This is a genomic window from Streptomyces sp. NPDC002044 (assembly GCF_040296725.1).
GTDB lineage: Bacteria > Actinomycetota > Actinomycetes > Streptomycetales > Streptomycetaceae > Streptomyces > Streptomyces antarcticus.
On the sequence record NZ_JBEOXU010000006.1, the window covers coordinates 1 to 25,738 of the forward strand.

The 25,738-nt window shown below is 70.4% G+C and carries 26 protein-coding genes; 4 read left to right on the plus strand and 22 right to left on the minus strand.

Going from position 1 to position 25,738, the window contains the following annotated elements; all coding sequences use genetic code 11:
* Positions 1 to 40: 40 nt before the first annotated feature.
* The 3 genes from ABT106_RS02800 to ABT106_RS02810 all read right to left on the minus strand — a co-directional run bounded on the left by ABT106_RS02800 (position 41) and on the right by ABT106_RS02810 (position 3,510).
* Complete coding sequence (locus ABT106_RS02800) at positions 41 to 1,957, minus strand: ATP-binding protein (RefSeq protein WP_351271269.1); 1,917 nt, start codon at positions 1,955 to 1,957, stop codon at positions 41 to 43.
* Between the two features lie 207 nt (positions 1,958 to 2,164).
* Entirely contained in the window at positions 2,165 to 2,488 is a 324-nt protein-coding gene (locus ABT106_RS02805) for an STAS domain-containing protein (RefSeq protein ID WP_267717808.1), read from the minus strand.
* 173 nt (positions 2,489 to 2,661) lie between these two features.
* The gene (locus tag ABT106_RS02810; protein WP_351271273.1) at positions 2,662 to 3,510 is read right to left on the minus strand and encodes a 3-hydroxyacyl-CoA dehydrogenase family protein; all 849 of its coding nucleotides are present in this window, start codon (positions 3,508 to 3,510) and stop codon (positions 2,662 to 2,664) included.
* A 247-nt stretch (positions 3,511 to 3,757) separates the two neighbouring features.
* Here ABT106_RS02810 and ABT106_RS02815 point away from each other — a divergent pair, with 247 nt between their 5' ends.
* A complete protein-coding gene (locus ABT106_RS02815) occupies positions 3,758 to 4,330 on the plus strand; it encodes a cob(I)yrinic acid a,c-diamide adenosyltransferase (protein ID WP_351271276.1) in 573 nt (190 codons plus the stop codon).
* A gap of 49 nt (positions 4,331 to 4,379) precedes the next feature.
* On the opposite strand, the gene ABT106_RS02820 is transcribed toward ABT106_RS02815, so the two are convergent.
* Positions 4,380 to 4,952 carry a hypothetical protein gene (locus tag ABT106_RS02820; protein ID WP_351271279.1) on the minus strand — a complete coding sequence of 191 codons (573 nt, stop codon included), beginning with the start codon at positions 4,950 to 4,952 and terminating at the stop codon, positions 4,380 to 4,382.
* A gap of 170 nt (positions 4,953 to 5,122) precedes the next feature.
* Here ABT106_RS02820 and ABT106_RS02825 point away from each other — a divergent pair, with 170 nt between their 5' ends.
* The 3 genes from ABT106_RS02825 to ABT106_RS02835 all read left to right on the plus strand — a co-directional run bounded on the left by ABT106_RS02825 (position 5,123) and on the right by ABT106_RS02835 (position 8,975).
* Complete coding sequence (locus ABT106_RS02825) at positions 5,123 to 6,307, plus strand: sensor histidine kinase (protein ID WP_351271282.1); 1,185 nt, start codon at positions 5,123 to 5,125, stop codon at positions 6,305 to 6,307.
* Positions 6,304 to 6,957 carry a response regulator gene (locus ABT106_RS02830; protein WP_351271285.1) on the plus strand — a complete coding sequence of 218 codons (654 nt, stop codon included), beginning with the start codon at positions 6,304 to 6,306 and terminating at the stop codon, positions 6,955 to 6,957. The genes ABT106_RS02825 and ABT106_RS02830 overlap by 4 nt, the downstream gene beginning before the upstream one ends.
* 113 nt (positions 6,958 to 7,070) lie before the next feature.
* Complete coding sequence (locus tag ABT106_RS02835) at positions 7,071 to 8,975, plus strand: glycosyl hydrolase family 18 protein (protein ID WP_502979178.1); 1,905 nt, start codon at positions 7,071 to 7,073, stop codon at positions 8,973 to 8,975.
* A gap of 154 nt (positions 8,976 to 9,129) precedes the next feature.
* On the opposite strand, the gene ABT106_RS02840 is transcribed toward ABT106_RS02835, so the two are convergent.
* The 18 genes from ABT106_RS02840 to ABT106_RS02925 all read right to left on the minus strand — a co-directional run bounded on the left by ABT106_RS02840 (position 9,130) and on the right by ABT106_RS02925 (position 25,712).
* Positions 9,130 to 9,576: a DUF2550 domain-containing protein gene (locus ABT106_RS02840; RefSeq protein WP_267717815.1), complete on the minus strand. Its 447-nt coding sequence runs from the start codon at positions 9,574 to 9,576 to the stop codon at positions 9,130 to 9,132.
* 164 nt (positions 9,577 to 9,740) lie between these two features.
* The gene (locus tag ABT106_RS02845) at positions 9,741 to 10,112 is read right to left on the minus strand and encodes a F0F1 ATP synthase subunit epsilon (protein ID WP_351271292.1); all 372 of its coding nucleotides are present in this window, start codon (positions 10,110 to 10,112) and stop codon (positions 9,741 to 9,743) included.
* 140 nt (positions 10,113 to 10,252) lie between these two features.
* Entirely contained in the window at positions 10,253 to 11,695 is a 1,443-nt protein-coding gene (gene atpD / locus ABT106_RS02850) for a F0F1 ATP synthase subunit beta (RefSeq protein WP_267717818.1), read from the minus strand.
* Positions 11,695 to 12,612, minus strand: coding sequence for a F0F1 ATP synthase subunit gamma (locus ABT106_RS02855; protein ID WP_351271295.1), 918 nt, complete (start codon positions 12,610 to 12,612; stop codon positions 11,695 to 11,697). The genes atpD and ABT106_RS02855 overlap by 1 nt, the downstream gene beginning before the upstream one ends.
* Positions 12,613 to 12,632: 20 nt before the next feature.
* Complete coding sequence (gene atpA, locus ABT106_RS02860; RefSeq protein WP_351271298.1) at positions 12,633 to 14,228, minus strand: F0F1 ATP synthase subunit alpha; 1,596 nt, start codon at positions 14,226 to 14,228, stop codon at positions 12,633 to 12,635.
* A 129-nt stretch (positions 14,229 to 14,357) separates the two neighbouring features.
* Positions 14,358 to 15,173: a F0F1 ATP synthase subunit delta gene (locus tag ABT106_RS02865; protein ID WP_351271301.1), complete on the minus strand. Its 816-nt coding sequence runs from the start codon at positions 15,171 to 15,173 to the stop codon at positions 14,358 to 14,360.
* Positions 15,170 to 15,721 (minus strand): F0F1 ATP synthase subunit B, encoded by a 552-nt coding sequence (locus tag ABT106_RS02870; protein WP_351271304.1) that lies wholly within the window; start codon positions 15,719 to 15,721, stop codon positions 15,170 to 15,172. Before ABT106_RS02870 ends, ABT106_RS02865 begins: the two co-directional genes overlap by 4 nt.
* 42 nt (positions 15,722 to 15,763) lie before the next feature.
* Positions 15,764 to 15,988 carry an ATP synthase F0 subunit C gene (gene atpE, locus ABT106_RS02875; protein ID WP_030545783.1) on the minus strand — a complete coding sequence of 75 codons (225 nt, stop codon included), beginning with the start codon at positions 15,986 to 15,988 and terminating at the stop codon, positions 15,764 to 15,766.
* Between the two features lie 77 nt (positions 15,989 to 16,065).
* Entirely contained in the window at positions 16,066 to 16,872 is an 807-nt protein-coding gene (gene atpB / locus ABT106_RS02880; RefSeq protein ID WP_351271498.1) for a F0F1 ATP synthase subunit A, read from the minus strand.
* A 241-nt stretch (positions 16,873 to 17,113) separates the two neighbouring features.
* Positions 17,114 to 17,551: a Cg1360 family ATP-synthase-associated protein gene (locus ABT106_RS02885; RefSeq protein ID WP_351271308.1), complete on the minus strand. Its 438-nt coding sequence runs from the start codon at positions 17,549 to 17,551 to the stop codon at positions 17,114 to 17,116.
* Between the two features lie 275 nt (positions 17,552 to 17,826).
* Positions 17,827 to 19,173 carry an MraY family glycosyltransferase gene (locus ABT106_RS02890; RefSeq protein WP_351271501.1) on the minus strand — a complete coding sequence of 449 codons (1,347 nt, stop codon included), beginning with the start codon at positions 19,171 to 19,173 and terminating at the stop codon, positions 17,827 to 17,829.
* A gap of 104 nt (positions 19,174 to 19,277) precedes the next feature.
* Positions 19,278 to 20,510: a serine hydroxymethyltransferase gene (glyA, locus tag ABT106_RS02895; protein ID WP_351271311.1), complete on the minus strand. Its 1,233-nt coding sequence runs from the start codon at positions 20,508 to 20,510 to the stop codon at positions 19,278 to 19,280.
* 135 nt (positions 20,511 to 20,645) lie between these two features.
* Positions 20,646 to 21,329: an arsenate reductase/protein-tyrosine-phosphatase family protein gene (locus ABT106_RS02900; RefSeq protein ID WP_502979179.1), complete on the minus strand. Its 684-nt coding sequence runs from the start codon at positions 21,327 to 21,329 to the stop codon at positions 20,646 to 20,648.
* Positions 21,326 to 21,973: an L-threonylcarbamoyladenylate synthase gene (locus ABT106_RS02905; protein ID WP_351271317.1), complete on the minus strand. Its 648-nt coding sequence runs from the start codon at positions 21,971 to 21,973 to the stop codon at positions 21,326 to 21,328. The genes ABT106_RS02900 and ABT106_RS02905 overlap by 4 nt, the downstream gene beginning before the upstream one ends.
* A gap of 61 nt (positions 21,974 to 22,034) precedes the next feature.
* Positions 22,035 to 22,880: a peptide chain release factor N(5)-glutamine methyltransferase gene (prmC, locus tag ABT106_RS02910; protein ID WP_351271319.1), complete on the minus strand. Its 846-nt coding sequence runs from the start codon at positions 22,878 to 22,880 to the stop codon at positions 22,035 to 22,037.
* Positions 22,881 to 22,954: 74 nt separating this feature from the next.
* Positions 22,955 to 24,034, minus strand: a complete 1,080-nt coding sequence (gene prfA, locus ABT106_RS02915) for a peptide chain release factor 1 (protein ID WP_351271322.1) — start codon at positions 24,032 to 24,034, stop codon at positions 22,955 to 22,957.
* 132 nt (positions 24,035 to 24,166) lie between these two features.
* A complete protein-coding gene (rpmE, locus tag ABT106_RS02920) occupies positions 24,167 to 24,388 on the minus strand; it encodes a 50S ribosomal protein L31 (RefSeq protein WP_351271325.1) in 222 nt (73 codons plus the stop codon).
* A gap of 226 nt (positions 24,389 to 24,614) precedes the next feature.
* A complete protein-coding gene (locus ABT106_RS02925; protein ID WP_351271328.1) occupies positions 24,615 to 25,712 on the minus strand; it encodes an LCP family protein in 1,098 nt (365 codons plus the stop codon).
* Between the last annotated feature and the right edge of the window lie 26 nt (positions 25,713 to 25,738).

Here is a 25,738-nt window from a genome sequence, read left to right on the forward strand (position 1 = left end):
AAGTCGGCGGAGCGGACCCTGGCGGGCGGCACGTGGGCCATCACCCTGGGCGCCATCGTCGTCTCCCTCCTGACGGCCACGCCGTTCGTTCAGCGGGCACGCCGCCCGCACCCGCCGCGGGACCGGAGGCCGTACCCGTACCCGTACCCGCGCCCGTACCCACACCTGCACCCACACCTGCGCCTGCGCCTGCCGCCGGAGCCGCCATGCCGCCCGTTCCCGGGCCCGGCGGGAGCGCCGCCGGGAGGGCCGCCGTGACCGCCACGGCGCCCGCACCCGCGCCCGGCGGCAGGGCCGCCGGTGCCTCCAGCCGCAGCGGCGGCGAGGCGGCCACCTCCGCCGACTCCCGGTCCACGACCAGCGCCAGCGCCCGTCGTCCCGCGACCGTGCCCCGCTTGTCCGCGAGCGCGCCCCGCAGCCCGATCGAGGTCTCCAGCTCGGCCCGCGCCCGGTCGAGGCGCCCCTCGCACAGTGCGAGCACACCCAGCTCGTGATGGAAGTAAGCCTGTTCCGCGACCTCCCCCGCCTTCCGCGCGGCCTCGGCGCCCGAGCGCAGCACCCGCTCCCACGCCTCCCAGTGCAGCGAGGCCGCGAACGCGGGGGCCGCCGTGCGCGCCAGCAGCACCGCCGCCACGACGTCCGCGCCGGCCAGTGCGGCGAGCACCGCCTCCGCCTCGTCCCCGACGCGCTCGGGGGTCACCGAGGCGTGCCCGGTCCACCAGGCGTAGTGCCGGGCGGCCGTACGGGCCTCCTCCGCGGCGGTGTCGCCGTACCCGACGTCCTCCAGCTGCCGCGCGACCCCCGCGGCCAGCCGGTAGCGCGTCCCGACGGGCGTCAGCAGCCCGCAGGCCAGCAGTTCCGCGACGGCCGTGTCCGCGTGGGTGTCCCCCACCAGCGCCGGCAGGTGCGCGTGGTGCGGCAGCTCCCCGCCCAGCGCGCACGCGATCCGCAGGGCGGCGCGCGCGGACTCGCTGACCCGCGAGGCCAGCAGCTCGGCGGGGGCCGCGCCCTCGGCGAGCGTGGGCAGGGGCACCTCGACGGTGTCGCGCGGGCGTCCCTCGAAGACGCCGGGCTCCTCCTCGTCGTCGTCCTCGTCGGTGCGGTTGAGCTCGTCGCGCTGCCGCAGCAGCGCGGCGGCCTGGACGAAGCGCAGCGGCAGACCCTCGGAGGCGAACCGCAGGTCCGCCGCCCAGGCGGTCTCCTCGTCCGTCAGCGGGCGGCCGACGCGCGCCTCCAGCAGGTCCAGGCATTCGGTCTTGCCGAGGCCGGCGAGGAAGACCTCTTCCAGGTGCGAGTCGTCGGAGGGGGCCCGGGCGGCCGGGGTGGTGGCGAGCAGGTAGGCGCACTCGGGGGTGGCGCGCAGCAGTTCGTCGAGGGCGCTGCCGCCCATCTCCAGGTCGTCGAGGAGGACGACGGCGCCTATGTCCCGCACCCGGGAGAGGAGCTCGATGCGGTCGGGCCGGTCCTCGGGGGCCTCGTACACGGCCGCGTACAGCGCGTGCAGCAGTTCGGCGGGCTGCTGGTGCCCGTATCCGCTGAGCCGTACGACGCCGTCCGGCGCGAGGTCCGCGCACGCGGTGGCGACCGCGTCGAGCAGGGTGGTGCGGCCGGATCCGGCGGGGCCGGTCAGCCGTACGGACCGGCCCCGGCCCAGCAGCCGTACGAGGCGCTCGCGCTCCTCCTCGCGGGCCGGGAGCAGCCGGCCGGGGACGGGCTGGCCGGGCAGCGCGGGGGGCCGTGCGCCCGCGTCCCGGGCGCGGCGGGCCGCCGCTGCGCGCTTGGCGGGCCTGCGGCCGGTGTCGGCGCCGGGGCGGTGCGGTTCTATCTCGCTGCCGTCGACGGGATTGACGGTGAGGGAGAAGTCCCCCGCGGTGAGGGTGACGATCCGCGCGGGCGCGGCCGGGGTGCTCCCCGGCTGCTCCGCCGGATCGGCCGTCTGCCCCTGTGTACGGTCCATGACCAAGTCCCCCGATCGCGGGCCGTGCGCCTCGCCGTCGTACCGCCCGGCCGTCGCACACGCCGCTGTCGCCACTGGTCCGGTTTCCGCCCGAACCCTAGACCGTGGCCGGTCGCGCCGGAACCGCCGGGGTGCCATCACCACCGGACCGTTACGTTTCCGCGGGAAATCGACGGCCGGGCGGCGGCCCGACGGCGGCCGGGTGGATCACACCCGGGGCAGGGACTCCGCTTCGAGGCCGCCCTCGATCGCGAGGATGCGGTGGAGGCGGGTGGCGACGAGGAGCCGCTGCATCTGCGGCGGCACCCCGCGCAGGACGAGGCGGCGTCCGGTCCGGCCGGCCCTCCGGTGGGCGCCCATGATCACGCCGAGGCCGGTGGCGTCCCAGGAGTCGAGTCCGGTGAGGTCGAGCACGAGGTCGCCGTGGCCGTCGTCGAGGGCGGAGTGGAGGACCGTACGGGCGTCCGCCGCGCTCCGCACGTCGAGGCGGCCCCCGACAGCGAGTTCGGCGTGGTCGCCCCTGATGTGCATGTGTACTCCCGGCAGTACTGCGTACGTATGGTCCGACTGGTCCGTGGTCGGCAACTCTCACTGCAACTGACTGCCTCGCGGGCAGGTAAGTTGCCGACCGTGAGCGAACCGATACCTAATTCACTCCGTGGGGTGAAGGCATTCGAACGGTGGTGCTCAGTGGCCCGGCCGGGTCAGTGCTTGTAGAAGCCCTGACCGCTCTTGCGGCCGATGTCCCCGGCGTCCACCATCCGGCGCATCAGCTCCGGCGGCGCGAACTTCTCGTCCTGCGACTCGGTGTAGATGTTGCTCGTGGCGTGGAGCAGGATGTCGACGCCCGTGAGGTCGGCGGTGGCCAGCGGGCCCATCGCGTGGCCGAAGCCCAGCTTGCAGGCGATGTCGATGTCCTCGGCCGACGCCACGCCCGATTCGTACAGTTTCGCGGCCTCGACGACCAGGGCGGAGATCAGACGGGTCGTCACGAAGCCGGCGACGTCGCGGTTGACGACGATGCAGGTCTTGCCGACGGACTCGGCGAACGCCCGTGTGGTGGCGAGGGTTTCGTCGCTCGTCTTGTAGCCGCGCACGAGCTCGCACAGCTGCATCAGCGGGACGGGCGAGAAGAAGTGGGCGCCGACGACGCGCTCCGGACGCTCCGTCACCGCCGCGATCTTGGTGATCGGGATGGCGGAGGTGTTGGAGGCGAGGATGGTGTCCTCGCGCACGATCTTGTCGAGCGCGCGGAAGATCTCGTGCTTGATCTCGATCTTCTCGAAGGCGGCCTCGACGACGATGTCCACGTCGGCGACCGCTTCGAGGTCGGTGGTGGTGGTGATGCGCGCGAGCGCGGCCTCCGCGTCCTCGGCCGACAGCTTGCCCTTGGAGACGAACTTGTCGTACGAGGACTTGATCCCGTCGGTACCGCGGGTCAGCGCGGCCTCGGTGACGTCGCGCAGTACGACGTCCCAACCCGCCTGAGCGGAGACCTGAGCGATCCCGGAACCCATCAGTCCGGCACCGATGACGGCGAGCTTCCCAGCCACTGCACACCCCTCGTTCTCAAAACGGCCCAGTCACGTAGCCCTCTCCGGCGGAGACTAGCGTTTGGGCGGTGCGGTGTGACCGCGAAGTAACACGCGTCACGTCTCAGCTGACGGACATCACACCGGTACGGCCCAGCGTCCCCGCGCAGCCCCCCAGTTCGCTCCGCACCCCGCTCGGGGTACCGGCGCCCGGCCGCCGGCGGGACACCGCGTGCGGATTCCGGCGGGGCGTCACTACGCTGGCGGCATGGTGAACCTCACGCGCATCTACACCCGTACCGGCGACAAGGGCACGACCGCCCTCGGCGACATGAGCCGTACGGCCAAGACCGACCTGCGGATCTCCGCGTACGCCGACGCCAACGAGGCCAACGCGGCCCTGGGGACGGCGATCGCGCTGGGCGCGCTGCCCGAGGAGGTCGTGAAGGTCCTGGTCCGGGTGCAGAACGACCTCTTCGACGTCGGCGCCGACCTGTGCACCCCGGTGGTGGAGAACCCGGAGTACCCGCCGCTGCGCGTGGAGCAGTTCTACATCGACAAGCTGGAGGCGGACTGCGACCTCTTCCTGGAGCAGGTGGAGAAGCTGCGCAGCTTCATCCTGCCCGGCGGCACCCCCGGCGCCGCCCTGCTGCACCAGGCGTGCACGGTCGTCCGGCGGGCCGAGCGCTCGACGTGGTCGGCGCTGGAGGTGCACGGCGAGGTGATGAACCCACTGACCGCCACCTACCTCAACCGCCTCTCCGACCTCCTGTTCATCCTGGCCCGGGTGGCCAACAAGGAGATCGGGGACGTGCTGTGGGTGCCGGGCGGCGAACGCTGACCCGCCGGGAGACCCGGGCCCGGCACGGCAAGCCTTCCCGGCCGCGGCGCTAGCGTTCGGCGTCGACCCGGCCGTAGCGCTCGCCGGCCCCGGCCGGGGCCTTCTTCGGCCAGACCGTGTACGCGACGGCGATCAGGGCGTGGATCCCGGCCACCCGCAGGGCGGCGTACTGCGTCGCCTCCAGCGAGCTGACATCGCCCGCGTCGCCGACGTACCAGATCGCGGCCTGGAGCAGGCCGAGCGCGACGGCGACGGCGACGACGGTGCGGATCCACAGCTTCCACTCGTGGACGGCCCGCGCCTTCCCGTACCCGGCGCCGGCCGGCTCGGGGCCGCCCGCGAGCCGGTGGGCGGCGTGTCCGTCGAGCCACTTCACCGTGTAGTGGCCGTAGGCGACGGTGTAGCCGAGGTACAGCGCCGCGAGGCCGTGCTTCCAGTCGGGTACGGCGCCGTTCCTGAGGTCGATGGCGGTGACGGCCAGCAGGACGAGTTCCAGCACCGGTTCGCACAGCAGGACGGCCGCCCCGAGCCGCGGCAGCCCCGCCAGGTAGCGCAGGGACAGCCCGGCCACCAGCACTACCCAGAAGCCGACTTCACAGGCGATGATCACGGTGACGATCACGGGTCTCTCCGTTCCGTTCGGTTCGGTTCTCGGGGGTTCTCTCCCAGAGTCCCGCCCGATCGGGCCCGGTTCGTCGTCTGCGGTGACGAAAGACCACTGCACCCTTCGATGTACCCGGCGTCCGCCCCGGCGCCGAGGCCGGCGGCCCTCCCACCGTGTTGGATGGGAGCGTGACCCCGAGAAGCCTCCGCCCCCACCGCCACGACGTGCTCCTCGCCCTGGTCAGCGTCGTCGCGGGCCTCGTGCTCTGGTCGCTCGGCGTGCACCAGGCCGACAGCCGGGACTTCCTCCCCGGCTGGGCGGCCCTGGTCCCGCTGCTGGTCCTGGGAGCGATGGAGCTGCTGCGCCGTTCCGCGCCCAGGGTGGCGCTGAACGTCGGCACCGTCGGCCTCGTCGCCGACCAGTTCACGGTGGGCAGCCTCGCCACCGTCCTGATCTTCACCGACCTGATGTACGCGGCCGTGGTCTACGGATCGCCCGCCATGGCCCGGCGGCTCCCGGTCTCCACCGGCCTGATCACCGTGGCCGTCACCATCGTCTCGGTGGCCTGGCTGCGTACGCCACAGGCCCTGCTGATCGGCGTGGTCACCGGCCTCGTCAGCTTCGCCCCGGCCCTGACGGGGGCCACCCTGCGCAACCAGCGGGAGGCCGCCGTGGCCGCCCGGCTGCGCGCCGAGCAGACGGCGCTGCTGGCCGAGATGGACCGTACCCAGGCGGTGATGGCCGAGCGTGCCCGGATGGCGCGGGAGCTGCACGACATGGTGGCCAACCACCTCTCCGCCATCGCCATCCACTCCACCGCGGCGCTCTCCATCGACCGGCCCGGCACCAGCCGCGAGGCACTCGGTGTGATCCGGGAGAACAGCGTCCAGGGACTGGCCGAAATGCGCCGTCTGATCGGACTACTGCGGGACGCCGGGGCCGGGCAGGAGCCGGCCGCCACCCCTTCGCTGGAGGCCCTGGACGCCCTGCTCGGGCAGGCCCGCACCAACGGTTCGGGAAGCGGGCTGGATTTCGTCCTCCACGACGACCGGCCGGAGGGGAGCGCCGTGCCGGCTCCCGTGGAGCTGGCGGCCTACCGCATCCTGCAGGAGTCGCTGACGAACGCGCTCAAGCACGCGGCGCCGGGCACGGTCTCGGTCCGGGTGGCCCGCGTGGGCGCGCAGCTGAGCGTGGCCGTGGACTCCCCGTACGGGGAACGGCCCGGCCCGCGCGCCCCCGGGTCCGGGGCCGGGCTGATCGGCATGCGGGAACGGGCGGAGCTGCTGGGCGGACGCTTCACGGCGGGCCGGTCCGGCCCGGTGTGGCGGGTGCGGGCGTTCCTGCCCGCCGAGGAGAGGGCGGTGGAGGCATGACCATCCGGGTGGTGGTGGCGGAGGACCAGAGCGCGGTACGGGCCGGGTTGGTGCTGATCCTGCGCAGCGCGGGCGACATCGAGGTGGCGGGCGAGGCCGCCGACGGGGAGGAGGCGGTGCGCCTCGCCCGGGAACTACGGCCGGATCTGGTCCTCATGGACGTCCAGATGCCCCGGCTCGACGGGGTGTCGGCCACGCGCCAGGTGGTCGCGGAGGGGCTGGCGGACGTCCTCGTACTGACCACCTTCGACCTCGACGAGTACGTCTTCGGGGCGCTGCGGGCCGGGGCGGCCGGCTTCCTGCTGAAGAACGCGGACGCGGCCGAGCTGATCGAGGCGGTACGGACGGTCGCGCGCGGGGAGGGACTGATCGCCCCGGCGGTGACCAGGCGGCTGATCGCCGAGTTCGCGTGCCCGCGGGTGCGCCGGCCGCAGGCCCCGCCGGAGACCGCGGCGGCGGTGGCCTCGCTGACGCGCCGGGAGCGGGAGGTGCTGGGGTGCCTGGGCGAGGGGCTCTCGAACGCGGAGATCGCGGTGCGGCTGGAGATGGCCGAGGCCACGGTGAAGACGCACGTCAGCAGGCTGCTGGGGAAGCTGGATCTGCGCAGCAGGGTCCAAGCCGCCGTGCTCGCGGGGGAGTTGGGTATCTAGGAGCACCGGTCTGGACCTCTTGACGGTTGGTCCAGACCTTTCTACGCTCGCCGGAACACTGTGGTGAGCGTGCATGACAAAGCGTGCTCACGGGCGGCGCAGGTCCCACCCCCATGTCGGAGCCGGCCCCACGGCTCCGACGGACCTACGGAGGAACACCCTTGAGCACAGCATCCCCACCCCGCAGCCGGCGCACCCGGTTCTTCACCCGGGTCGCTGCGGTCGTGGCCGCCCTCGCCGTACCGATCAGCGGGCTCGTCGCGCTGGCCGGCCCGGCGCAGGCCGCCGCCGCCGCGACCGCGACGTACACCAAGGTCTCCGACTGGGGCTCCGGCTTCGAGGGCAAGTGGACGGTGAAGAACACCGGCACCACCACCCTCACCAGCTGGGCCGTGGAGTGGGACTACCCGGCCGGCACCTCGGTCACCTCGGCCTGGGACGCCACCGTCACCAGCTCGGGCACCCACTGGACGGGCAAGAACCTCGGCTGGAACGGCACCCTCTCCCCCGGCGCCAGCATCAGCTTCGGCTTCAACGGCTCCGGCACGGGCGCCCCCAGCGGCTGCAAGATCAACGGCGGCCCCTGTGACGGCACCACCCAGCCCGGCGACAACCCGCCCTCCGCTCCCGGCACCCCCACCGCCGCGAACGTCACCGAGACCTCGCTGACCCTGAGCTGGACGGCCGCCACCGACGACAAGGGCGTCAAGAACTACGACGTCTACCGCGGCGGCACCAAGGTCGCCACCGTGACCGGCACCAGCTACGCGGACACCGGCCTGACCAAGGGCACGTCGTACGCCTACACGGTGATCGCCCGCGACACCGTCGACCAGACCGGCCCCTCCTCCGGCGCGCTCTCCGTCACCACGCCCGGCGGCGGTGGCACCGACCCGGGCGCCGGCACCAAGGTCAAGCTCGGCTACTTCACCAACTGGGGCGTCTACGGGCGCAACTACCACGTGAAGAACCTGGTCACCTCGGGTTCCGCCGCGAAGATCACCCACATCAACTACGCCTTCGGCAACGTCCAGGGCGGCAAGTGCACCATCGGTGACGCCTACGCGGACTACGACAAGGCGTACACCGCCGACCAGAGCGTCGACGGCAAGGCCGACACCTGGGACCAGCCGCTGCGCGGCAACTTCAACCAGCTGCGCAAGCTGAAGGCCCAGTACCCGCACATCAAGATCCTGTGGTCCTTCGGCGGCTGGACCTGGTCCGGCGGCTTCGGCCAGGCCGTCGCCAACCCGGCCGCCTTCGCCCAGTCCTGCTACGACCTGGTGGAGGACCCGCGCTGGGCCGACGTCTTCGACGGCATCGACCTCGACTGGGAGTACCCGAACGCCTGCGGCCTGACCTGCGACACCAGCGGCGCCGCCTCCCTGAAGACCATGATGCAGGCCATGCGCACCAAGTTCGGCGCGAACAACCTGCTCACCGCCGCCATCTCCGCCGACGGCTCCAACGGCGGCAAGCTGGACGCGGCCGACTACGGCGGCGCGGCCCAGTACGTCGACTTCTACAACGTCATGACGTACGACTTCTTCGGCTCGTGGGCGGCGCAGGGCCCGACGGCCCCGCACTCCCCCCTCACCGCCTACCCGGGCATCCCGCAGGACGGCTTCAACTCCGAGGCCGCGATCACCAAGCTCAAGGGCAAGGGCATCCCGGGCTCGAAGCTCAACCTCGGCATCGGCTTCTACGGACGCGGCTGGACCGGCGTCACCCAGGCCACGCCCGGCGGCACCGCCACCGGACCGGCCCCGGGCACCTACGAGCCCGGTAACGAGGACTACAAGGTCCTCAAGGTCACCTGCCCGAGCACCGGCACCATCGCCGGCACGGCCTACGCCAAGTGCGGCAACAACTGGTGGAGCTACGACACCCCCGCCACGGTCGCCTCGAAGATGAGCTGGACCAAGCAGCAGGGCCTGAGGGGAGCCTTCTTCTGGGAGTTCAGCGGCGACACCACCAACGGTGAGCTCGCCAACGCGATCCACACCGGTCTCCAGTAACCAGCACTGAGCGCGACCGGTGACAGACGAAGCCGGGGAGAAGGGTCCGCCCCCTTCTCCCCGGCTTCTCCACGTCGTGCGCGGACCCGCTCAGGCCACGTTCACCCGCCCCCGGACTCCGTCCGGGGGGACCCCCGTACAACGGGAGCGGAATTCAGGCCACATTCACCCGTTGCCCGGGCGGCGCCGCCTCCAGCCAGGCCAGGAACCCGGTCAGCGCGTCGTCGCTCATCGCCAGCTCCAGGCGCGTCCCCCGGTGGAGGGCGCCGAGTACGACGGCGTCGGAGAGCAGGGCCAGCTCCTCCTCGCCCTCGGGGGCGCGGCGGGCGAGCACCTCGATGGACGAGCGCTCCAGCAGCCGGCGCGGCCGCGGCGAGTAGCTGAACACCCGGAACCACTCGATCCGGTCGCCGCTGTAGCGGGCGACCCCGTACACCCAGCCCTTGCCGGAGACGTCCGGTTCCTCGGACACGCCCCAGCGCATGCTGCAGTCGAAGGTTCCGCCGGACCGCTGGATGAGTCTGCGGCGCAGTCCGAACACAAACAGCCCGATCACCACCAGGGCTACGACCAGGCCGCTCACAAGCAGAGCGAGGAGCATCTTCACCGACCTCCTCGCTCATCGAAATACCGCGTGCGAAAAAACGACCTGCATCGCCTCAGCCGCGACCCGGTCTGGAAAGCTCCAGAACGGACCGCGGCTGAGGTCTGCCGAGCCCCGGAAGTCGCCCTCCGGGGCTCAGCCTTTCAAACTCCGACGGGCGTTCAGCCCGTTACGGCGCGCAGTCGGACATCCGCGCGACGCTCGGCGGCCGCGTCGGCCTCCGACTTCGCGCGCTCCAGTGCCCGCTCCGCACGCTGGACGTCGATCTCGTCAGCGAGCTCGGCGATCTCGGCCAGCAGGGACAGCTTGTTGTCCGCGAACGAGATGAAACCGCCGTGCACCGCGGCGACGACAGTGGCGCCGTCACTGGTGCGGATGGTCACAGGGCCCGATTCCAGCACACCGAGAAGCGGCTGGTGACCGGGCATGACGCCGATGTCGCCGGACGTGGTGCGGGCGACAACAAGGGTGGCCTCGCCGGACCAGACATTGCGGTCCGCCGCGACCAGCTCGACGTGCAGCTCAGCAGCCAAGGTGGCTCCTCGGGTCACCACCCGGCGGGTAAGCCGGGTGTTGGGTCGAATTCTAATGGGCGTGGGGAGAGGGACGGGACACACCCGCCCCTCTCCGTGGATCCTTGGGATCCGATGCGCTCTTCGCGGAGCGCGCCGGATCAGGAGACGCCCAGCTCCTTGGCGTTCGCCTTCAGGTCCTCGATGCCACCGCACAGGAAGAACGCCTGCTCGGGGAAGTGGTCGTAGTCGCCGTCGCAGATCGCGTTGAACGCCACGATCGACTCCTCCAGCGGAACGTCCGAACCGTCGACACCGGTGAACTGCTTGGCGACGTGGGTGTTCTGCGACAGGAAGCGCTCGACGCGACGGGCACGGTGGACAACGAGCTTGTCCTCCTCGCCCAGCTCGTCGATACCGAGGATCGCGATGATGTCCTGGAGGTCCTTGTACTTCTGCAGGATCCCCTTGACGCGCATCGCCGTGGCGTAGTGGTCCGCCGCGATGTACCGCGGGTCGAGGATGCGGGACGTCGAGTCCAGCGGGTCCACGGCCGGGTAGATGCCCTTCTCGGAGATCGGACGGGAGAGAACCGTCGTCGCGTCGAGGTGGGCGAAGGTGGTCGCCGGCGCCGGGTCGGTCAGGTCGTCCGCGGGGACGTAGATCGCCTGCATCGAGGTGATCGAGTGACCACGGGTCGAGGTGATGCGCTCCTGGAGGAGACCCATCTCGTCGGCCAGGTTCGGCTGGTAACCCACCGCGGAGGGCATGCGGCCGAGCAGGGTCGACACCTCGGAACCCGCCTGGGTGTACCGGAAGATGTTGTCGATGAAGAACAGGACGTCCTGCTTCTGCACATCGCGGAAGTACTCCGCCATGGTCAGACCGGCCAGGGCGACGCGCAGACGCGTGCCCGGCGGCTCGTCCATCTGGCCGAAGACGAGGGCCGTCTTGTCGATGACGCCGGACTCGGCCATCTCCTCGATGAGGTCGTTGCCCTCACGGGTACGCTCACCGACACCCGCGAAGACCGACACACCGTCGTGGTTGTTGGCCACGCGGTAGATCATTTCCTGGATCAGAACGGTCTTGCCGACACCGGCACCACCGAACAGACCGATCTTTCCACCCTTGACGTACGGGGTGAGAAGGTCGATGACCTTGACGCCGGTCTCGAACATCTCGGTCTTCGACTCAAGCTCGTCGAAGCGGGGCGCCTTGCGGTGGATGGGCCAGCGCTCGGTGACGTTGGCGTTCTCCTCCGGGTAGTTCAGCACCTCACCGAGGGTGTTGAACACCTTGCCCTTGGTGAAGTCACCGACGGGGACGGTGATGCCCTCGCCCGTGTTGGTCACCGGGGCCTGGCGGACCAGACCGTCGGTGGGCTGCATGGAGATCGTGCGGACCACGCCGTCACCCAGGTGCTGGGCGACTTCGAGGGTCAGCGTCTTCAGCTTGCCGTCCTCGGCCGGGTCGGCGACCTGGACCTTCAGCGCGTTGTAGATCTCGGGCATGGCGTCGACGGGGAACTCCACGTCGACGACCGGGCCGATGACCCGGGCGACGCGGCCCGTGGCGGCGGCCGTCTCAACAGTGGTCGTCATTACTTGTCACTCCCCGCGGTCGCGTCAGCCATGGCGCTCGCGCCACCGACGATCTCGCTGATTTCCTGGGTGATTTCGGCCTGGCGGGCCGCGTTGGCAAGCCGGGAGAGGCTCTTGATGAGGTCTCCGGCGTTGTCGGTCGCCGACTTCATCGCGCGGCGGCGGGCGGCGTGCTCGGAAGCGGCCGACTGCAGCAGTGCGTTGTAGATGCGGCTCTCGACGTAGCGCGGCAGAAGGGCGTCGAGGACGTCCTCCGCCGACGGCTCGAAGTCGAACAGCGGAAGGATCTCGCCCTTCGTACCGCTCTCCTCCACAGCCTTGTCGAGGCTGAGCGGCAGCATCCGGCCGTCGACCGCGTTCTGCGTCATCATCGACACGAATTCCGTGTAGATGATGTGCAGCTCGTCGACGCCGCCCTCGGCCGTCTCCGTCTGGATGGCCTCGATCAGCGGACCCGCGACGCGCTTGGCGTCGGAGTAGGCCGGGCTGTCGGTGAAGCCGGTCCACGACTCCGCGACCTTGCGCTCGCGGAAGCCGAAGTAGGCCAGACCCTTACGGCCGACGATGTACGTGTCGACCTCCTTGCCCTCGCCGCGCAGCCGCTCGGTGAGCCGCTCCGCCTGCTTGATGGCATTGGAGGAGTAGCCGCCGGCCAGACCGCGGTCGCTCGTGATGAGCAGGACCGCGGCACGCACCGGCGCCTCGACCTCGGTGGTCAGGGCGTGCTTGGTGTTCGAGCCGGTCGCCACCGCGGTCACCGCACGGGTGAGCTCGGTCGCGTACGGCATCGATGCCGCCACCTTGCGCTGCGCCTTGACGATGCGCGAGGCGGCGATCATCTCCATCGCCTTGGTGATCTTCTTGGTCGCCGTGACGGCACGGATGCGACGCTTGTAGACCCGGAGCTGCGCTCCCATGAGTCAGGTCCCTTCCGTCGTCACTTGGAGACGTTGACGGCCGGCGCGTCCTCGCCCAGAAGCTTGCCGTCCGAGGTCTCGAACTGCTGCTTGAAGGCGGCGATGGCGTCGGCGATCGACGTCAGGGTGTCGTCCGACATCTTGCCGCCGTCGGCGATGGAGGTGAGGAGGTCCTTGCGCTCGCGGCGCAGGTGCTCCAGCAGCTCCGACTCGAAGCGACGGATGTCGTTGACCGGGACCTCGTCCATCTTGCCGGTGGTGCCGGCCCAGACGGAGACGACCTGCTCCTCGACGGGCATCGGCTGGTACTGGCCCTGCTTCAGCAGCTCGACCAGACGCTTGCCGCGCTCCAGCGAAGCCTTCGAAGCGGCGTCCAGGTCGGAACCGAAGGCGGCGAACGCCTCCAGCTCGCGGTACTGGGCGAGGTCCAGGCGCAGACGGCCGGAAACCTGCTTCATCGCCTTGTGCTGGGCGGAGCCACCGACGCGGGAGACCGAGATGCCGACGTTCAGCGCCGGGCGCTGGCCCGCGTTGAACAGGTCGGACTCCAGGAAGCACTGGCCGTCGGTGATGGAGATGACGTTGGTCGGGATGAACGCCGACACGTCGTTCGCCTTGGTCTCGACGATCGGCAGACCGGTCATCGAACCGGCACCCATGTCGTCGGAGAGCTTCGCGCAGCGCTCCAGCAGACGGGAGTGCAGGTAGAAGACGTCGCCCGGGTAGGCCTCGCGGCCCGGCGGACGGCGCAGCAGCAGCGACACGGCGCGGTAGGCGTCGGCCTGCTTCGACAGGTCGTCGAAGATGATCAGGACGTGCTTGCCGGCGTACATCCAGTGCTGGCCGATGGCCGAACCGGTGTACGGCGCCAGGTACTTGAAGCCGGCCGGGTCGGACGCCGGGGCGGCGACGATCGTCGTGTACTCCAGCGCGCCCGCGTCTTCCAGGGCACCGCGGACCGACGCGATGGTCGAGCCCTTCTGGCCGATGGCGACGTAGATGCAGCGAACCTGCTTGTTCACGTCGCCGGAGCGCCAGTTGTCGCGCTGGTTGATGATCGTGTCGACGGCCAGAGCGGTCTTGCCGGTCTGACGGTCGCCGATGATCAGCTGACGCTGGCCACGGCCGACGGGCACCATGGCGTCGATGGCCTTGTAGCCGGTCTGCATGGGCTCGTGAACCGACTTGCGGATCATGACGCCCGGGGCCTGCAGTTCGAGGGCGCGACGGCCTTCGGTCGCGATCTCGCCGAGACCGTCGATCGGGTTGCCGAGCGGGTCGACGACGCGGCCGAGGTAGCCCTCGCCGACGCCTACGGAGAGCACCTCACCGGTGCGCTGCACCGGCTGGCCCTCCTCGATACCACTGAACTCGCCGAGGACGACCGCACCGATCTCGCGCTCGTCGAGGTTGAGGGCGAGACCGAGGGTGCCGTCCTCGAACTTCAGCAGTTCGTTCGCCATGGCGGAGGGCAGACCCTCCACCTTCGCGATGCCGTCGCCGGCAACGCTGACCGTTCCGACCTCCTCGCGCGAGGCCGCGTCCGGCTGGTACGACTGGACAAAGTTCTCCAGTGCGTCCCGGATCTCCTCCGGCCGGATCGTGAGCTCCGCCATCTGGGTTCCCTGCTCTCCTTGTTGGGCCTGAAGCTTCTTAGGGGTCTGGGGGCGACCCCCAGGAATCTTCTGCAAGTTCTGCACGGCCCAACCGGGCCGCTAGGAATGCGTTGTTCTATTGGTGAATGGTCAGCCGGCCATGCGGCGGGTCGCCTCGGAGAGGCGGTCCGCGATGGTGCCGTCGATGACCTCGTCGCCGACCCGCACCACGATCCCGCCGAGGACCTCGGGGTCCACTTCGAGGTTCAGGTGCATCTGGCGGCCGTACAGCTTGGCCAGGACCGCGCCGAGACGCTGCTTCTGCACGTCGCTGAGCGGAACCGCGGTGGTCACCGTGGCGACCATGCGGTTGCGGCGCTCGGCGGCGAGCGTGGACAGGGACTCGAGGCCCGCTTCCAGGCTACGTCCACGCGGGTGCGTGACAAGTCGCGTGACGAGACGCTCGGTGCCGGCGTTCGCCTTGCCGCCCAGCAGGCTGCGGAGCAGCTCGCTCTTGGCGGAGGCGGAGGCCGCACGGTCGGTCAGCGCCGCGCGCAGCTCGGTGCTCGAGGCGACGATCCGGCCGAAGCGGAAGACCTCGTCCTCGACGTCGTCGAGCGCGCCCGCCCGCTGGGCGGCGGTGAGCTCGGCGGTGGCCGCCAGCTCCTCCAGCGCGTCCACCAGGTCGCGGGACTGCGACCAGCGGGACCGGACCATGCCGGACACCAGGTCGAGGGTCTCCCCGCCGACCTGGCCGCTCAGCAGGCGCCCGGCCAGCTCGGCCTTGGCCTCGCCGGACTGCGCCGGGTCCGTGATGACCCGACGCAGCGAGACCTCACGGTCGAGCAGCGTGGTGACGGCATCCAGCTCACCGGCGAGCTTCGCCGCGTCGACGGACGTGTTGTCCGTCAGCGCGTCGAGACGCTCGCGCGCGGAGGCCAGTGCCTCGCGGCTCGCTCCGTTCATCGGGCAGCCCCGTTCGACGCTGCCTTCTCCTCGAGCTCGCTGAGGAAACGGTCGATGGTGCGGCTCTGCCGGGCGTGGTCCTCGAGGGACTCGCCGACGAGCTTGCCGGCCAGGTCGGTGGCGAGCTTGCCCACGTCCTGACGCAGCGCGTGTGAGGCGGCCTTGCGGTCGGCCTCGATCTGCGTGTGGCCGGCAGCGATGATCTCCTCACGCTGCCGCTGGCCCTCTGCGCGCAGTTCTTCCTTGAGCGCAGTGCCCTGCTCCAGCGCATCCTGGCGCAGGCGCGCGGCCTCGTGCCGGGCCTCGGCGAGCTGGGCCTTGTACTGCTCCAGCACGCTCTGGGCCTCGGTCTGAGCGGCCTCAGCCTTCTCGATACCGCCCTCGATGGCCTCGCGGCGCTCGTCCAGAACCTTGTTGATGTTCGGGAGGAGCTTCTTCGCGAGGAAACCGAAGACGATGACGAAGGCGATCAGACCGATGACGAGCTCGGGGATCGGCGGGATGAGGGGGTTTTGAGGCTCCTCGGCCGCCAGAACCAGGAGGTTCACATCAGTGCCTTTCGTCGATTCGGACTAGTCGTGGGGTTCGTCTTAGTAGACGAACGGCATGACCAGGCCGATGAGGGCGAGCGCCTCACAGAAGGCGAAGCCGAGGATCTGGTTGGCGCGGATCAGACCGGCAGCCTCAGGCTGACGGGCAAGCGCCTGGGTGCCGTTACCGAAGATGATGCCGACGCCGACGCCCGGGCCGATCGCCGCGAGACCGTAACCGACGGAGCTGAGGGAACCTTCGACGGCAGCAAGGGTCTGGGACATGCCAGTTCTTCCTTCTCTTTCATGGACCGGTGGGGGTTGGCCACCGGACGATTCGGGGGGTTGCGGAGCGAACTCGCTCAGTGGTGCTCGGCGAGCGCACCCTGCAGGAAGCTGCAGGCCAGGAGCACGAAGACGTAAGCCTGGACAGCCTGGATGAAGAGCTCGAACGCGGTCATCACGATGACCATGACGAACGAGACACCGGCGTACGCGATGCCGATCCCGTTCAGCAGGTACCAGCTGGCGATGGTGAACAGCAGCAGCAGGGTGTGACCGGCGAACATGTTCGCGAACAGTCGGACCGCGTGGGTGAAGGGGCGGACGATGACGTTCGAGAAGAACTCGATCACCATGACCATCGGCAGGATCGGGCCGAGGGACTTGTCGTAACCCGTGACGTTCTTGAGGCCGCCCACGAAACCGTGGCGCTTGAAGGTCACCGACATCCACATGACGTAGACGACCAGGGCCAGGCCCGCCGGGTACGCGATGACCGCGGTCACCGGGAACTGGGCGAGCGGCACGATCGACCACAGGTTCATGATCCAGACGAAGAAGAACGTCGCGACCATGAAGGGGACGTACTTCTCGCCTTCCTTCTTGCCGAGCGTCTCGTAGACGATGCCGCGGCGCACGAAGTCGTAGCCCGCCTCGGCGACCATCTGCAGCTTGCCCGGGACGACCTTCGGCTTCCGGAACGCGGCCCAGAAGAAGGCGACGATGACGACCGAGCCCAGCAGGGCCAGGAGCATCGTCTTGTTGAAGTACAGGCCGTCCGCGTCGCCGAACATCGGCTTGAACAGGAACGAGTACAGGGTCGGGGCCGGGAAGCCACAGCCAGTGCCGTCTTCGAAATGACAGTTGATATCGAAGGCGAGCGTCATGTCAGCAGCACTCACCGCAGGGCTCCTTCAGCGTGGCGCATAGGTACGGCAACCTCGTTGTGTCGGCGCGGCGAGCAGCCGCGGTTCGGCACTGGACTGGTGTTTCGGATGGTGGGGCGGCAGTCAGGCATCGAGCCTCGCGATGGAACAGGCGTCAGCTCAGATGCCCGCGCCCGCAGTGCCGCAGTTGGCACCGGACGATAGCAGGATCTCGAACGACCACTTATCCCGGCCCTACCCTTCACGACTTCGGGCCCTGATTCTCGGGCTTGGCGCCCTTGGTCGAGTCCGGTTCAACGTAAAGGATCTTGGCCTTCATGTGAGCACGCGTCTGTGCGCCGATCCACACGAGGGTGGTGGCGACGAGCGTGATCGCGAAGGCTTTGGGGTGGAACAGGGTCGTGTTCTTGAACGCGGCGAGAAACACGAACAGCAGCAGGATCTGGGCCGCGTAGAGCATGAGCCCCATGGCCTGGAACAAGTGCGGGAGCGATTTCGCCGTGCGCTGCAGAACGACGAATCCGATGCCCATGAACAGAATTACTACCAGCGTCGCGACAACGGCCCCGACCGCCCCCTTGCCACCGACGACCAACGCGCTGATCACCGCGGCGAGAGCGCCGGCGGCAGCGGTGGGTACGGCGGCTTGCAGGAGGAGTCGGACGTCATCTGACCGCATGGCGGTTCGCTCCGCGTGATGGTGGGGGGCAAGGGACTCGTACGGGACGAGCGTAAGCCCGGTCCGAGAGAAGCCCTCGGGCCAATGGACCGTCGCACTACGGTCCTTCGGCTCTGTCGCCGGGTTTAGTGAACGGTATCACAAAGTATTTGATGAGAGCTTTACCCGCAGGGTGTGCTCACTGTCACACATGAGAGTGACCCTGCGCGTGTGTGCAGGACAGCGGGGCGGCTTGCGTGATAAAGGGGGTTCATATCCGACATGCCCCCTGAGCCTCACCGAGTGGAGTCGGCCTTGCGCCGGTCGGGGAAGCGCGAACGGGGGCCCACGGCGGTCGCCCCGTTGACGCCGGAGACGCCCGCCGCGATCGGCCTGACGGGTTCCGGCTCCCGGCCTGTGGCGTCCCAGGCGGCCGCTTCGGCCGCGGCCTCCGCCAGCCGTCCCGCGTGCCGGTAGCGCGGCGGGACCAGGCCCTCCGCCCACCGCGGGGCCCGGGGCGTGAAGCGCGGCAGCAGGAGCAGGCTCAGGCCGAGCGCGCTCAGCGCGGCGATGGCCAGCACGATCCACATCGAGCCGGAGTGCACCGAGTACGCGACGGCGCCGAAGGCGATCAGTCCCGACCAGAAGTACATGATCAGGACCGCGCGGCTGTGGGAGTGACCGAGTTCGAGCAGCCGGTGGTGCAGGTGTCCGCGGTCGGCCGCGAACGGGGACTGGCCCTTCCACGTACGCCGCACGATGGCGAGGATCAGGTCCGCCATCGGGATCGCGATGATCGTCAGCGGCAGCAGCAGCGGGATGAAGACCGGCAGCATCGCGCGGGTGGCGTTGCGCTCGCCGCCCGCGAAGAGGGCCATCGCGTCGGGGTCGACCTGGCCGGTGATGGAGATCGCGGAGGCGGCGAGCACCAGGCCGATGAGCATCGATCCGGAGTCGCCCATGAAGATGCGCGCCGGATGCATGTTGTGCGGCAGGAAGCCGAGGCACATGCCCATCAGGATCGCGGCGAAGAGCGTCGCGGGAGCGGCCTGCTCGATGCCGTAGCCGAACCAGAGGCGGTAGGAGTAGAGGAAGAAGGCCGCCGCCGCGATGCACACCATGCCGGCGGCGAGGCCGTCGAGGCCGTCCACGAAGTTCACCGCGTTGATGGTGATCACGACGAGGGCCACGGTGAGCAGGTTGCCCTGCCACTGGGTCAGGGAGACCGTGCCGATGCCCGGGACCGGGATCCACAGGATGGTCAGACCCTGGATCACCATCACGCCGGCGGAGATCATCTGTGCGCCCAGCTTGATCAGGGCGTCGAGTTCGAACTTGTCGTCGAGCACGCCGACCAGCCAGATCAGGGCCGCCCCGGAGAGCAGGGCCCGCGGTTCGTTCGACAGCTCGAAGACGCCGTTGAGGTTGCGCAGGTGGTCCGCGACCAGCAGCCCCGCGCACAGTCCGCCGAACATGGCGATGCCGCCCAGCCGCGGTGTGGGCTCCCGGTGCACGTCGCGGGCACGGATCTCCGGCATGGCCCCGGCCGCGATCGCGAACTTCCGCACGGGCCCGGTCAGCAGGTAGGTCACCGCGACCGTGACGCAGAGCGTCAGCAGATATTCACGCACGGGCTGCCCCAGATGTTTCGCCGGCCATCTCAGCCCCACACATTAGCTGCGATGTCACCAGTGCCGAGGACGCGAGGGGGCGGTATCCCGGTTGCGCTACACCCCTCTTGTCCGCATTACGCCCCGTACGGGGGAAATGCTGACGCCAGCTCGTTGACCTCGGAACGCGTTCGCGCGGCTTCCCCGCGCAGTGCGGCGGCACACAGCGCCGCGATCCGGACCATCTCCGCCTCACCCATCCCCTGGGTGGTCACCGCCGCCGTCCCGAGCCGCACCCCGCGCTGCTCCCCGTACGGCAGCGCGCAGGTGTCGAGCACGATCCCGGCGGCCGCGAGCCGGGCGCGGGCGGCGGGGCCGTCGAGGCCCAGCGGCGCCGGGTCGGCGGACAGCAGGTGGGTGTCGGTCCCGCCGGTGGTGATCGCCAGCCCGTGCTCCCCCAGCGCCTCGGCCAGCGACCGCGCGTTGGCGACGACCCGGTGGGCGTACGTGGTGAAGCCCGTTCCCGCTGCCTCCCCGAAGGCGACCGCCTTGGCGGCGATGGTGTGCATCTGGGCGCCGCCCTGCGTGAAGGGGAACACCGCCCGGTCGACGCGCTCGGCGAACTCGGCGCCGCACAGGAGCATGCCGCCGCGCGGCCCGCGCAGCACCTTGTGGGTGGTCGCGCACACGACGTCGGCGTACGGGACGGGGCTCGGCGCGGCCCCGCCGGCCACCAGCCCGATCGGATGGGCGGCGTCGGCGATCAGGAAGGCCCCGACCTCGTCGGCGATCTCCCGGAAGGCGGAGTACTCGGGGTGACGGGGGTAGCAGATCGACCCGCAGACGATGGCTTTCGGCCGGTGTTCGCGCGCCAGCCGCTGCACCTGCCCGTAGTCGATGAGGCCGGTCGCCGGGTCGACCCCGTACCCGACGAAGTCGAACCAGCGGCCGGAGAAGTTGGCGGGCGACCCGTGTGTGAGGTGCCCCCCGTACGGGAGCCCCATGGCCAGGACCGTGTCCCCGGGCCGCAGCAGCGCGGCGTAGGCGGCCAGGACCGCGGAGGAGCCGGAGTGTGCCTGCACGTTGGCGTGCTCGGCCCCGAAGAGCGCCGTCGCCCGCTCCACGGCGGCCCGCTCGGCCAGGTCGGCGTACTCGCAGCCGCCGTGGTGGCGGGCGCCGGGATAGCCCTCGGCGTACTTGTTGGCGAGCGGCGAGCCGAGTGCGGCGAGCACGGCGGCGGAGGTGAAGTTCTCGGCGGCGCTCAGCTGCAGGGTGGTGGCCTGGCGCAGGCGCTCCCCGTCGAGGATGTCGGCCAGCTGCGGGTCCTGCCGGCGCAGGAGCTCCGCCGACTGCTCGGTGATGACGGTCATGGCACGACTCCCGCGCGCTGGGTGTACCGGGTAGGGCCACGATATTCCCGCCACCCGTTTCCCGCCGCCCGAGCCGCCCCCGGCGCGCGGGACTCCGAAGCGGTCAGGCTCGTCGGACGGAAGCCGTCAGGCCCGTCAGCGCGAAGCCGTCACGCCCGTCAGGGCCGTGACGACCGGGTCCAGCGCCTGGTTGATCTCGTCGCCGATCGAGCGGAAGAAGGTGATCGGCGCCCCGTACGGGTCGTACACCTCGTCCGCGTCGGGCGTGGGCGCCAGCAGCCAGCCGCGCAGCGCCGCGGCCGCGCGGACGAGCGCCCGGGCCCGTTCCACCATCCCGTCGTCCAGCGGTGGCAGGGTGGCCGGATCTATCGCCCGGACCAGCCGGGTGAACTCCTTCAGCGTGAAGGTGCGCAGCCCCGCCGAGTGGCCCATCGAGATGACCTGCGCCCGGTGGTCGCGGGTGGCGGTCAGCACCAGGTCGGCGCGTATGACGTGCTCGTCCAGCAGCTCCCGCCCGGTGAAACCGGAGGCGTCGGCGCCGAAGTCCGCGAGGACCGCGGCCGCGTTCGCCTCCATGGGGGCCCCCTCGTGCCCCCACGTGCCGGCGCTCTCCACGATCAGGTCCCCGGTGACGATCCCCCCGAGGCGGTGCGAGAGGGCGTGCCGCGTCAGCCGCTCGGTGATGGGCGAGCGGCACACGTTCCCGGTGCTGACGTGGAGGATGCGGAAGGTGTCCCCTCCGGTCACCTCCCCCGGATTCCATCCGAGGGGGGTCGCCCGGAGGTGTTCCCCCGCTATGCCACGCCCCTCAGGGCTCACGGGGCCACCTCGAGGTCGGGTACGACCTCCCGCAGCTGGTCGGCGGTCAGGGCGCCTTCCCGCAGGAGCACCGGGACCTTGCCGGTGACGTCGACGATGGAGGACGGCTGGATGCCGGGGGTCGGGCCGCCGTCGAGGTACACGGACACCGAGTCCCCGAGCATCTCGCGGGCGGCGTCGCAGTCCTCCGGCGCCGGGTGACCGGTGAGGTTCGCCGAGGACACGGCCATCGGGCCGACCTCGGTGAGCAGCTCGATCGCGACGGGGTGCAGCGGCATCCGTACGGCCACGGTGCCCTGGGTGTCCCCCAGGTCCCACGCCAGCGACGGCTGGTGCTTGGCGACCAGCGTCAGCGCGCCCGGCCAGAAGGCGTCGACGAGCTCCCAGGCCTGCTCGGAGAAGTCCGTGACGAGGCCGTGCAGCGTGTTCGGGGAGCCGATGAGCACCGGGGTGGGCATGCCGCGGCCGCGGCCCTTGGCGGCGAGCAGCTCGTGGACGGCCTCGGGGCTGAAGGCGTCCGCGCCGATCCCGTACAGGGTGTCGGTGGGCAGCACGACGAGCTCGCCGCGGCGCACGGCGGATGCGGCTTCGCGCAGGCCCGTCTTGCGGTCCGTCGCGTCGTTGCAGTCGTATCGCCGGGCCATCAGCGGGACTCCTCGTGCAGCAGGGGGGTGGTGGCGGTGTCACTGGGGAAGGCGGCCCGGATCACGGCATGGCCTTGCGGGCGGTCGCGAAGCGCGGGCGGTTGTTCAGGTCCGGGTGGTCGGCCGCGTCGGCCCAGCCCCGCTCCTCGGCGAAGATCCACGGCACCTGGCCGCCCTGGGTGTCGGCGTGCTCGATGACGACGATGCCGCCGGGCCGCAGCAGGCGGTGCGCGGTGCGCTCGATGCCGCGGATGGTGTCGAGGCCGTCCTCGCCCGAGAACAGCGCCATCTCGGGGTCGTGGTCGCGGGCCTCGGGGGCGACGTACTCCCACTCGGTCAGCGGGATGTACGGCGGATTGGAGATGACCAGGTCGACCTGGCCGTCCAGCTCGGGCAGGGCGCTCAGCGCGTCCCCCTGGTGGACGGTGACCCGGGAGTCCTCGGCGTTCTTGCGGGTCCAGCGCAGCGCGTCCTCGGACAGCTCGACGGCGTGCACGCGCGAGCGCGGCACCTCCTGCGCCATGGCCAGCGCGATGGCGCCGGAGCCCGTGCACAGGTCGACGATCAGTGGTTCGACGACGTCCATCGCCCGGACGGCCTGTATGGCCCAGTCGACGACCGACTCGGTCTCGGGCCGGGGCACGAAGACCCCGGGCCCGACCTGGAGCTCCAGGTACCGGAAGAAGGCGCGGCCGGTGATGTGCTGGAGCGGCTCGCGCGCCTCGCGGCGGGCGACGGCCTCCCAGTAGCGGGCGTCGAAGTCCGCGTCCTTGACGTGGTGCAGTTCCCCCCGCTTGACGCCGTGCACGAAGGCCGCGAGCTCCTCCGCGTCGAAGCGCGGTGAGGGCACGCCGGCGGCGGCCAGCCGCTGGGTGGCCTGGGCCACCTCGGCAAGCAGCAAGTTCACGCTGGTCCTCCGGGCTGCTGTCGTACGGGGGGTGGTGCGGGCGTGGTGGTGCGGGGTCCGGTCCGCGGGCGGGCTCAGTGCGCGGCCGCGAGCTTCGCGGCCGAGTCGGTGTCGACACAGGCCTGGATGACCGAGTCGAGGTCGCCGTCGAGCACCTGGTCCAAGTTGTACGCCTTGAAACCGGTCCGGTGGTCCGAGATCCGGTTTTCCGGATAGTTGTACGTACGGATCTTCTCGGAGCGGTCCACGCTGCGGACCTGGCTGCGGCGCACGTCGGAAGCCTCCTGCTCGGCGGCCTCCTGGGCGGCGGCCAGGAGCCGCGAGCGCAGGATGCGCATGGCCTGCTCCTTGTTCTGGAGCTGGCTCTTCTCGTTCTGGCAGGAGGCGACCACACCGGTGGGCAGGTGCGTGATGCGCACGGCCGAGTCGGTGGTGTTGACGGACTGGCCGCCGGGGCCGGAGGAGCGGTACACGTCGATGCGCAGGTCGCTCATGTTGACCTCGACCTCGACCTCCTCGGCCTCCGGGGTGACGAGGACGCCGGCGGCGGAGGTGTGGATGCGTCCCTGGGACTCGGTGGCCGGAACGCGCTGGACGCGGTGCACGCCGCCCTCGTACTTCAGGCGGGCCCACACGCCCTGGCCGGGCTCGGTGGCGCCGTTGCCGCCCTTGGTGCGGACGGAGACCTGGACGTCCTTGTAGCCGCCGAGCTCGGACTCGGTGGCGTCGATGATCTCGGTCTTCCAGCCGACGCGCTCGGCGTAGCGCAGGTACATGCGCAGCAGGTCGCCGGCGAACAGGGCCGACTCGTCGCCGCCCGCGCCCGCCTTGACCTCGAGGAGCACGTCCTTGTCGTCGCTGGGGTCGCGCGGGACCAGCAGCAGGCGGAGCTTCTCGGTGAGCTCCTCGCGCTGCACGGCCAGTTCCTTGGCCTCGGCCGCGAAGTCGGGGTCGACAGCCGCGAACTCCTTGGCCGTCTCGATGTCCTCGGCCGACTGCTTCCACGCCCGGAAGGTCGCGACGATCGGGGTCAGTTCCGCGTAGCGCTTGTTCAGCTTGCGCGCGTTGGCCTGATCCGAGTGCACCGAAGGGTCGGCGAGCTTCTTCTCAAGATCGGCGTGCTCGCCGATCAGTTCCTCGACCGCCTCGAACATCGGGGGACTCCTGGGGTGAAAGTGCGAAGGGACTGCGGGGTGACTCTGACGGGCCTGGAACGACGACAAAGGCGCCGGTCCGGCCGCCCCCGCGTGGACAGGGGGCGGCCGGAGACCGGCGCCTGGGTCGCGCTACTTCTTGGCCGCACCCTTGTTGCCGAAGCGGGCCTCGAAGCGGGCCACGCGGCCACCGGTGTCGAGGATCTTCTGCTTGCCCGTGTAGAACGGGTGGCACTCGGAGCAGACCTCGGCTCGGATGGAGCCTTCGGTGAGGGTGCTACGGGTGGTGAACGCGGCGCCACAGGTGCAGCTGACCTGGGTCTCGACGTACTGGGGGTGGATCTCGCTCTTCAAGGTGTCTCCTAGATCGGGAGGGCGCCGGGTCGCAGGAGCCGAATTGCGCGCTGCGTGAACCGGGGCCGACAGACCAGTCTGCCAGGACCGGGCTGCCTGTCAAAATTCTGAGGACGCCTGGTTCAACGGGGAGGGTCCGGCATCTATTCCGCGCGGCGCGCGGACCCACGCCGGCGCCGGCGGCGGGGGCGGCCCGCACCGGCGGCGACCCGTGCGAACGGGGGCTCTAGCGCACGATCTGGCCGGCGGAGCCCTTGTCGCCCATCGAGTTCTGGGTGGCCTCGGCGGGGATCGGCCGGTCGGCCAGCAGGGCGTCCCAGACCAGCTTGGACTCCTTGGCGAGCGGGACGACGCGGTCGTCGTCGCGCGGGTCCGGGGTGACCGGCAGGGTGATCATCTGCATGTCCTGGGCGTCGATGCCCTGGAGGCCCTGCGCGAAGGCCATGAGCGACTTCACGTCGCCGAGCCCCTTGTCCGTGGTGATCGCCTTGGTCCCGGAGTCGGCGAGGTCGAGCAGCTTCTTGGGGTTGTCGAACAGCCCGATGCCCTTGACCTGCTTGATCAGGGCCTTGATGAAAGCCTGCTGGAGCTGTATTCGGCCCAGGTCGCCGCCGTCGCCGACGCTCTTGCGGGTACGGACGAGACCGAGGGCCTGCTCGCCGTCGAGCTTGTTCGTGCCGGCCGGGAGGTCGAGGTGGCTCGCGCCGTCCTTGATGGGCTTGGTGGTGGTCACCTCGACGCCGCCGAGGTCGTCGATGATCTTCTTGAAGCCGGTGAAGTCGACCTCGAGGTAGTGGTCCATGCGGATGCCGGACATCGTCTCGACCGTCTTGACCGCGCAGGAGGCCCCGCCGATGGTGAACGCCTCGTTGAACTGCCTGCGCTGACCGCCGGGGTCGGTCTTGCCGTTGGCCGTGGCGCAGGCGGGGCGCGGTGCCATGGTGTCGCGGGGTATCGATATGACGCTGGCCTTCTCGTGGCCCTCGTACAGGTGGACGATCATCGCGGTGTCGGAGCGGGCGGATCCCCCGTCGTCCTTGCCGTACTCGCCATTGGCTCCGTCGCGGGAGTCCGAGCCGAGCACGAGGATGTCCATCGAGCCGTTGTCGACGTTCTGCGGGCGGTCCTTGCCCAGGGCCGCGTCGATGTCGACGGTCTTCAGGTTGCCGTTGAACTTGAAGTAGAAGTAGCCGAGGCCCGCGCCCCCCAGCAGCACCACGGCCGCGGCGGTCCACGCCGCGATGGCCAGGGCCCTGCGGCGCTTGGGGGGTTTGCGGCGGCGGCCCGCGCCGCGGCGTCCGCGTCCCGTGCTGTCCTGGCTCATGCTCTCCTCAGTCCCCATCCGGTCAC

Bases quoted from the DNA above. Each gene is read 5' to 3' on its own strand.
- ABT106_RS02800 (WP_351271269.1), bottom strand. From the start codon at position 1,957: ATGGACCGTACACAGGGGCAGACGGCCGATCCGGCGGAGCAGCCGGGG.
- ABT106_RS02805 (WP_267717808.1), bottom strand. From the start codon at position 2,488: ATGCACATCAGGGGCGACCACGCCGAACTCGCTGTCGGGGGCCGCCTC.
- ABT106_RS02815 (WP_351271276.1), top strand. From the start codon at position 3,758: ATGGTGAACCTCACGCGCATCTACACCCGTACCGGCGACAAGGGCACG.
- ABT106_RS02830 (WP_351271285.1), top strand. From the start codon at position 6,304: ATGACCATCCGGGTGGTGGTGGCGGAGGACCAGAGCGCGGTACGGGCC.
- ABT106_RS02835 (WP_502979178.1), top strand. From the start codon at position 7,071: ATGTCGGAGCCGGCCCCACGGCTCCGACGGACCTACGGAGGAACACCC.
- ABT106_RS02840 (WP_267717815.1), bottom strand. From the start codon at position 9,576: ATGCTCCTCGCTCTGCTTGTGAGCGGCCTGGTCGTAGCCCTGGTGGTG.
- atpD (WP_267717818.1), bottom strand. From the start codon at position 11,695: ATGACGACCACTGTTGAGACGGCCGCCGCCACGGGCCGCGTCGCCCGG.
- ABT106_RS02855 (WP_351271295.1), bottom strand. From the start codon at position 12,612: ATGGGAGCGCAGCTCCGGGTCTACAAGCGTCGCATCCGTGCCGTCACG.
- atpA (WP_351271298.1), bottom strand. From the start codon at position 14,228: ATGGCGGAGCTCACGATCCGGCCGGAGGAGATCCGGGACGCACTGGAG.
- ABT106_RS02865 (WP_351271301.1), bottom strand. From the start codon at position 15,173: ATGAACGGAGCGAGCCGCGAGGCACTGGCCTCCGCGCGCGAGCGTCTC.
- atpE (WP_030545783.1), bottom strand. From the start codon at position 15,988: ATGTCCCAGACCCTTGCTGCCGTCGAAGGTTCCCTCAGCTCCGTCGGT.
- atpB (WP_351271498.1), bottom strand. From the start codon at position 16,872: ATGACGCTCGCCTTCGATATCAACTGTCATTTCGAAGACGGCACTGGC.
- ABT106_RS02885 (WP_351271308.1), bottom strand. From the start codon at position 17,551: ATGCGGTCAGATGACGTCCGACTCCTCCTGCAAGCCGCCGTACCCACC.
- glyA (WP_351271311.1), bottom strand. From the start codon at position 20,510: ATGACCGTCATCACCGAGCAGTCGGCGGAGCTCCTGCGCCGGCAGGAC.
- ABT106_RS02905 (WP_351271317.1), bottom strand. From the start codon at position 21,973: ATGGCCCGGCGATACGACTGCAACGACGCGACGGACCGCAAGACGGGC.
- prfA (WP_351271322.1), bottom strand. From the start codon at position 24,034: ATGTTCGAGGCGGTCGAGGAACTGATCGGCGAGCACGCCGATCTTGAG.
- ABT106_RS02925 (WP_351271328.1), bottom strand. From the start codon at position 25,712: ATGAGCCAGGACAGCACGGGACGCGGACGCCGCGGCGCGGGCCGCCGC.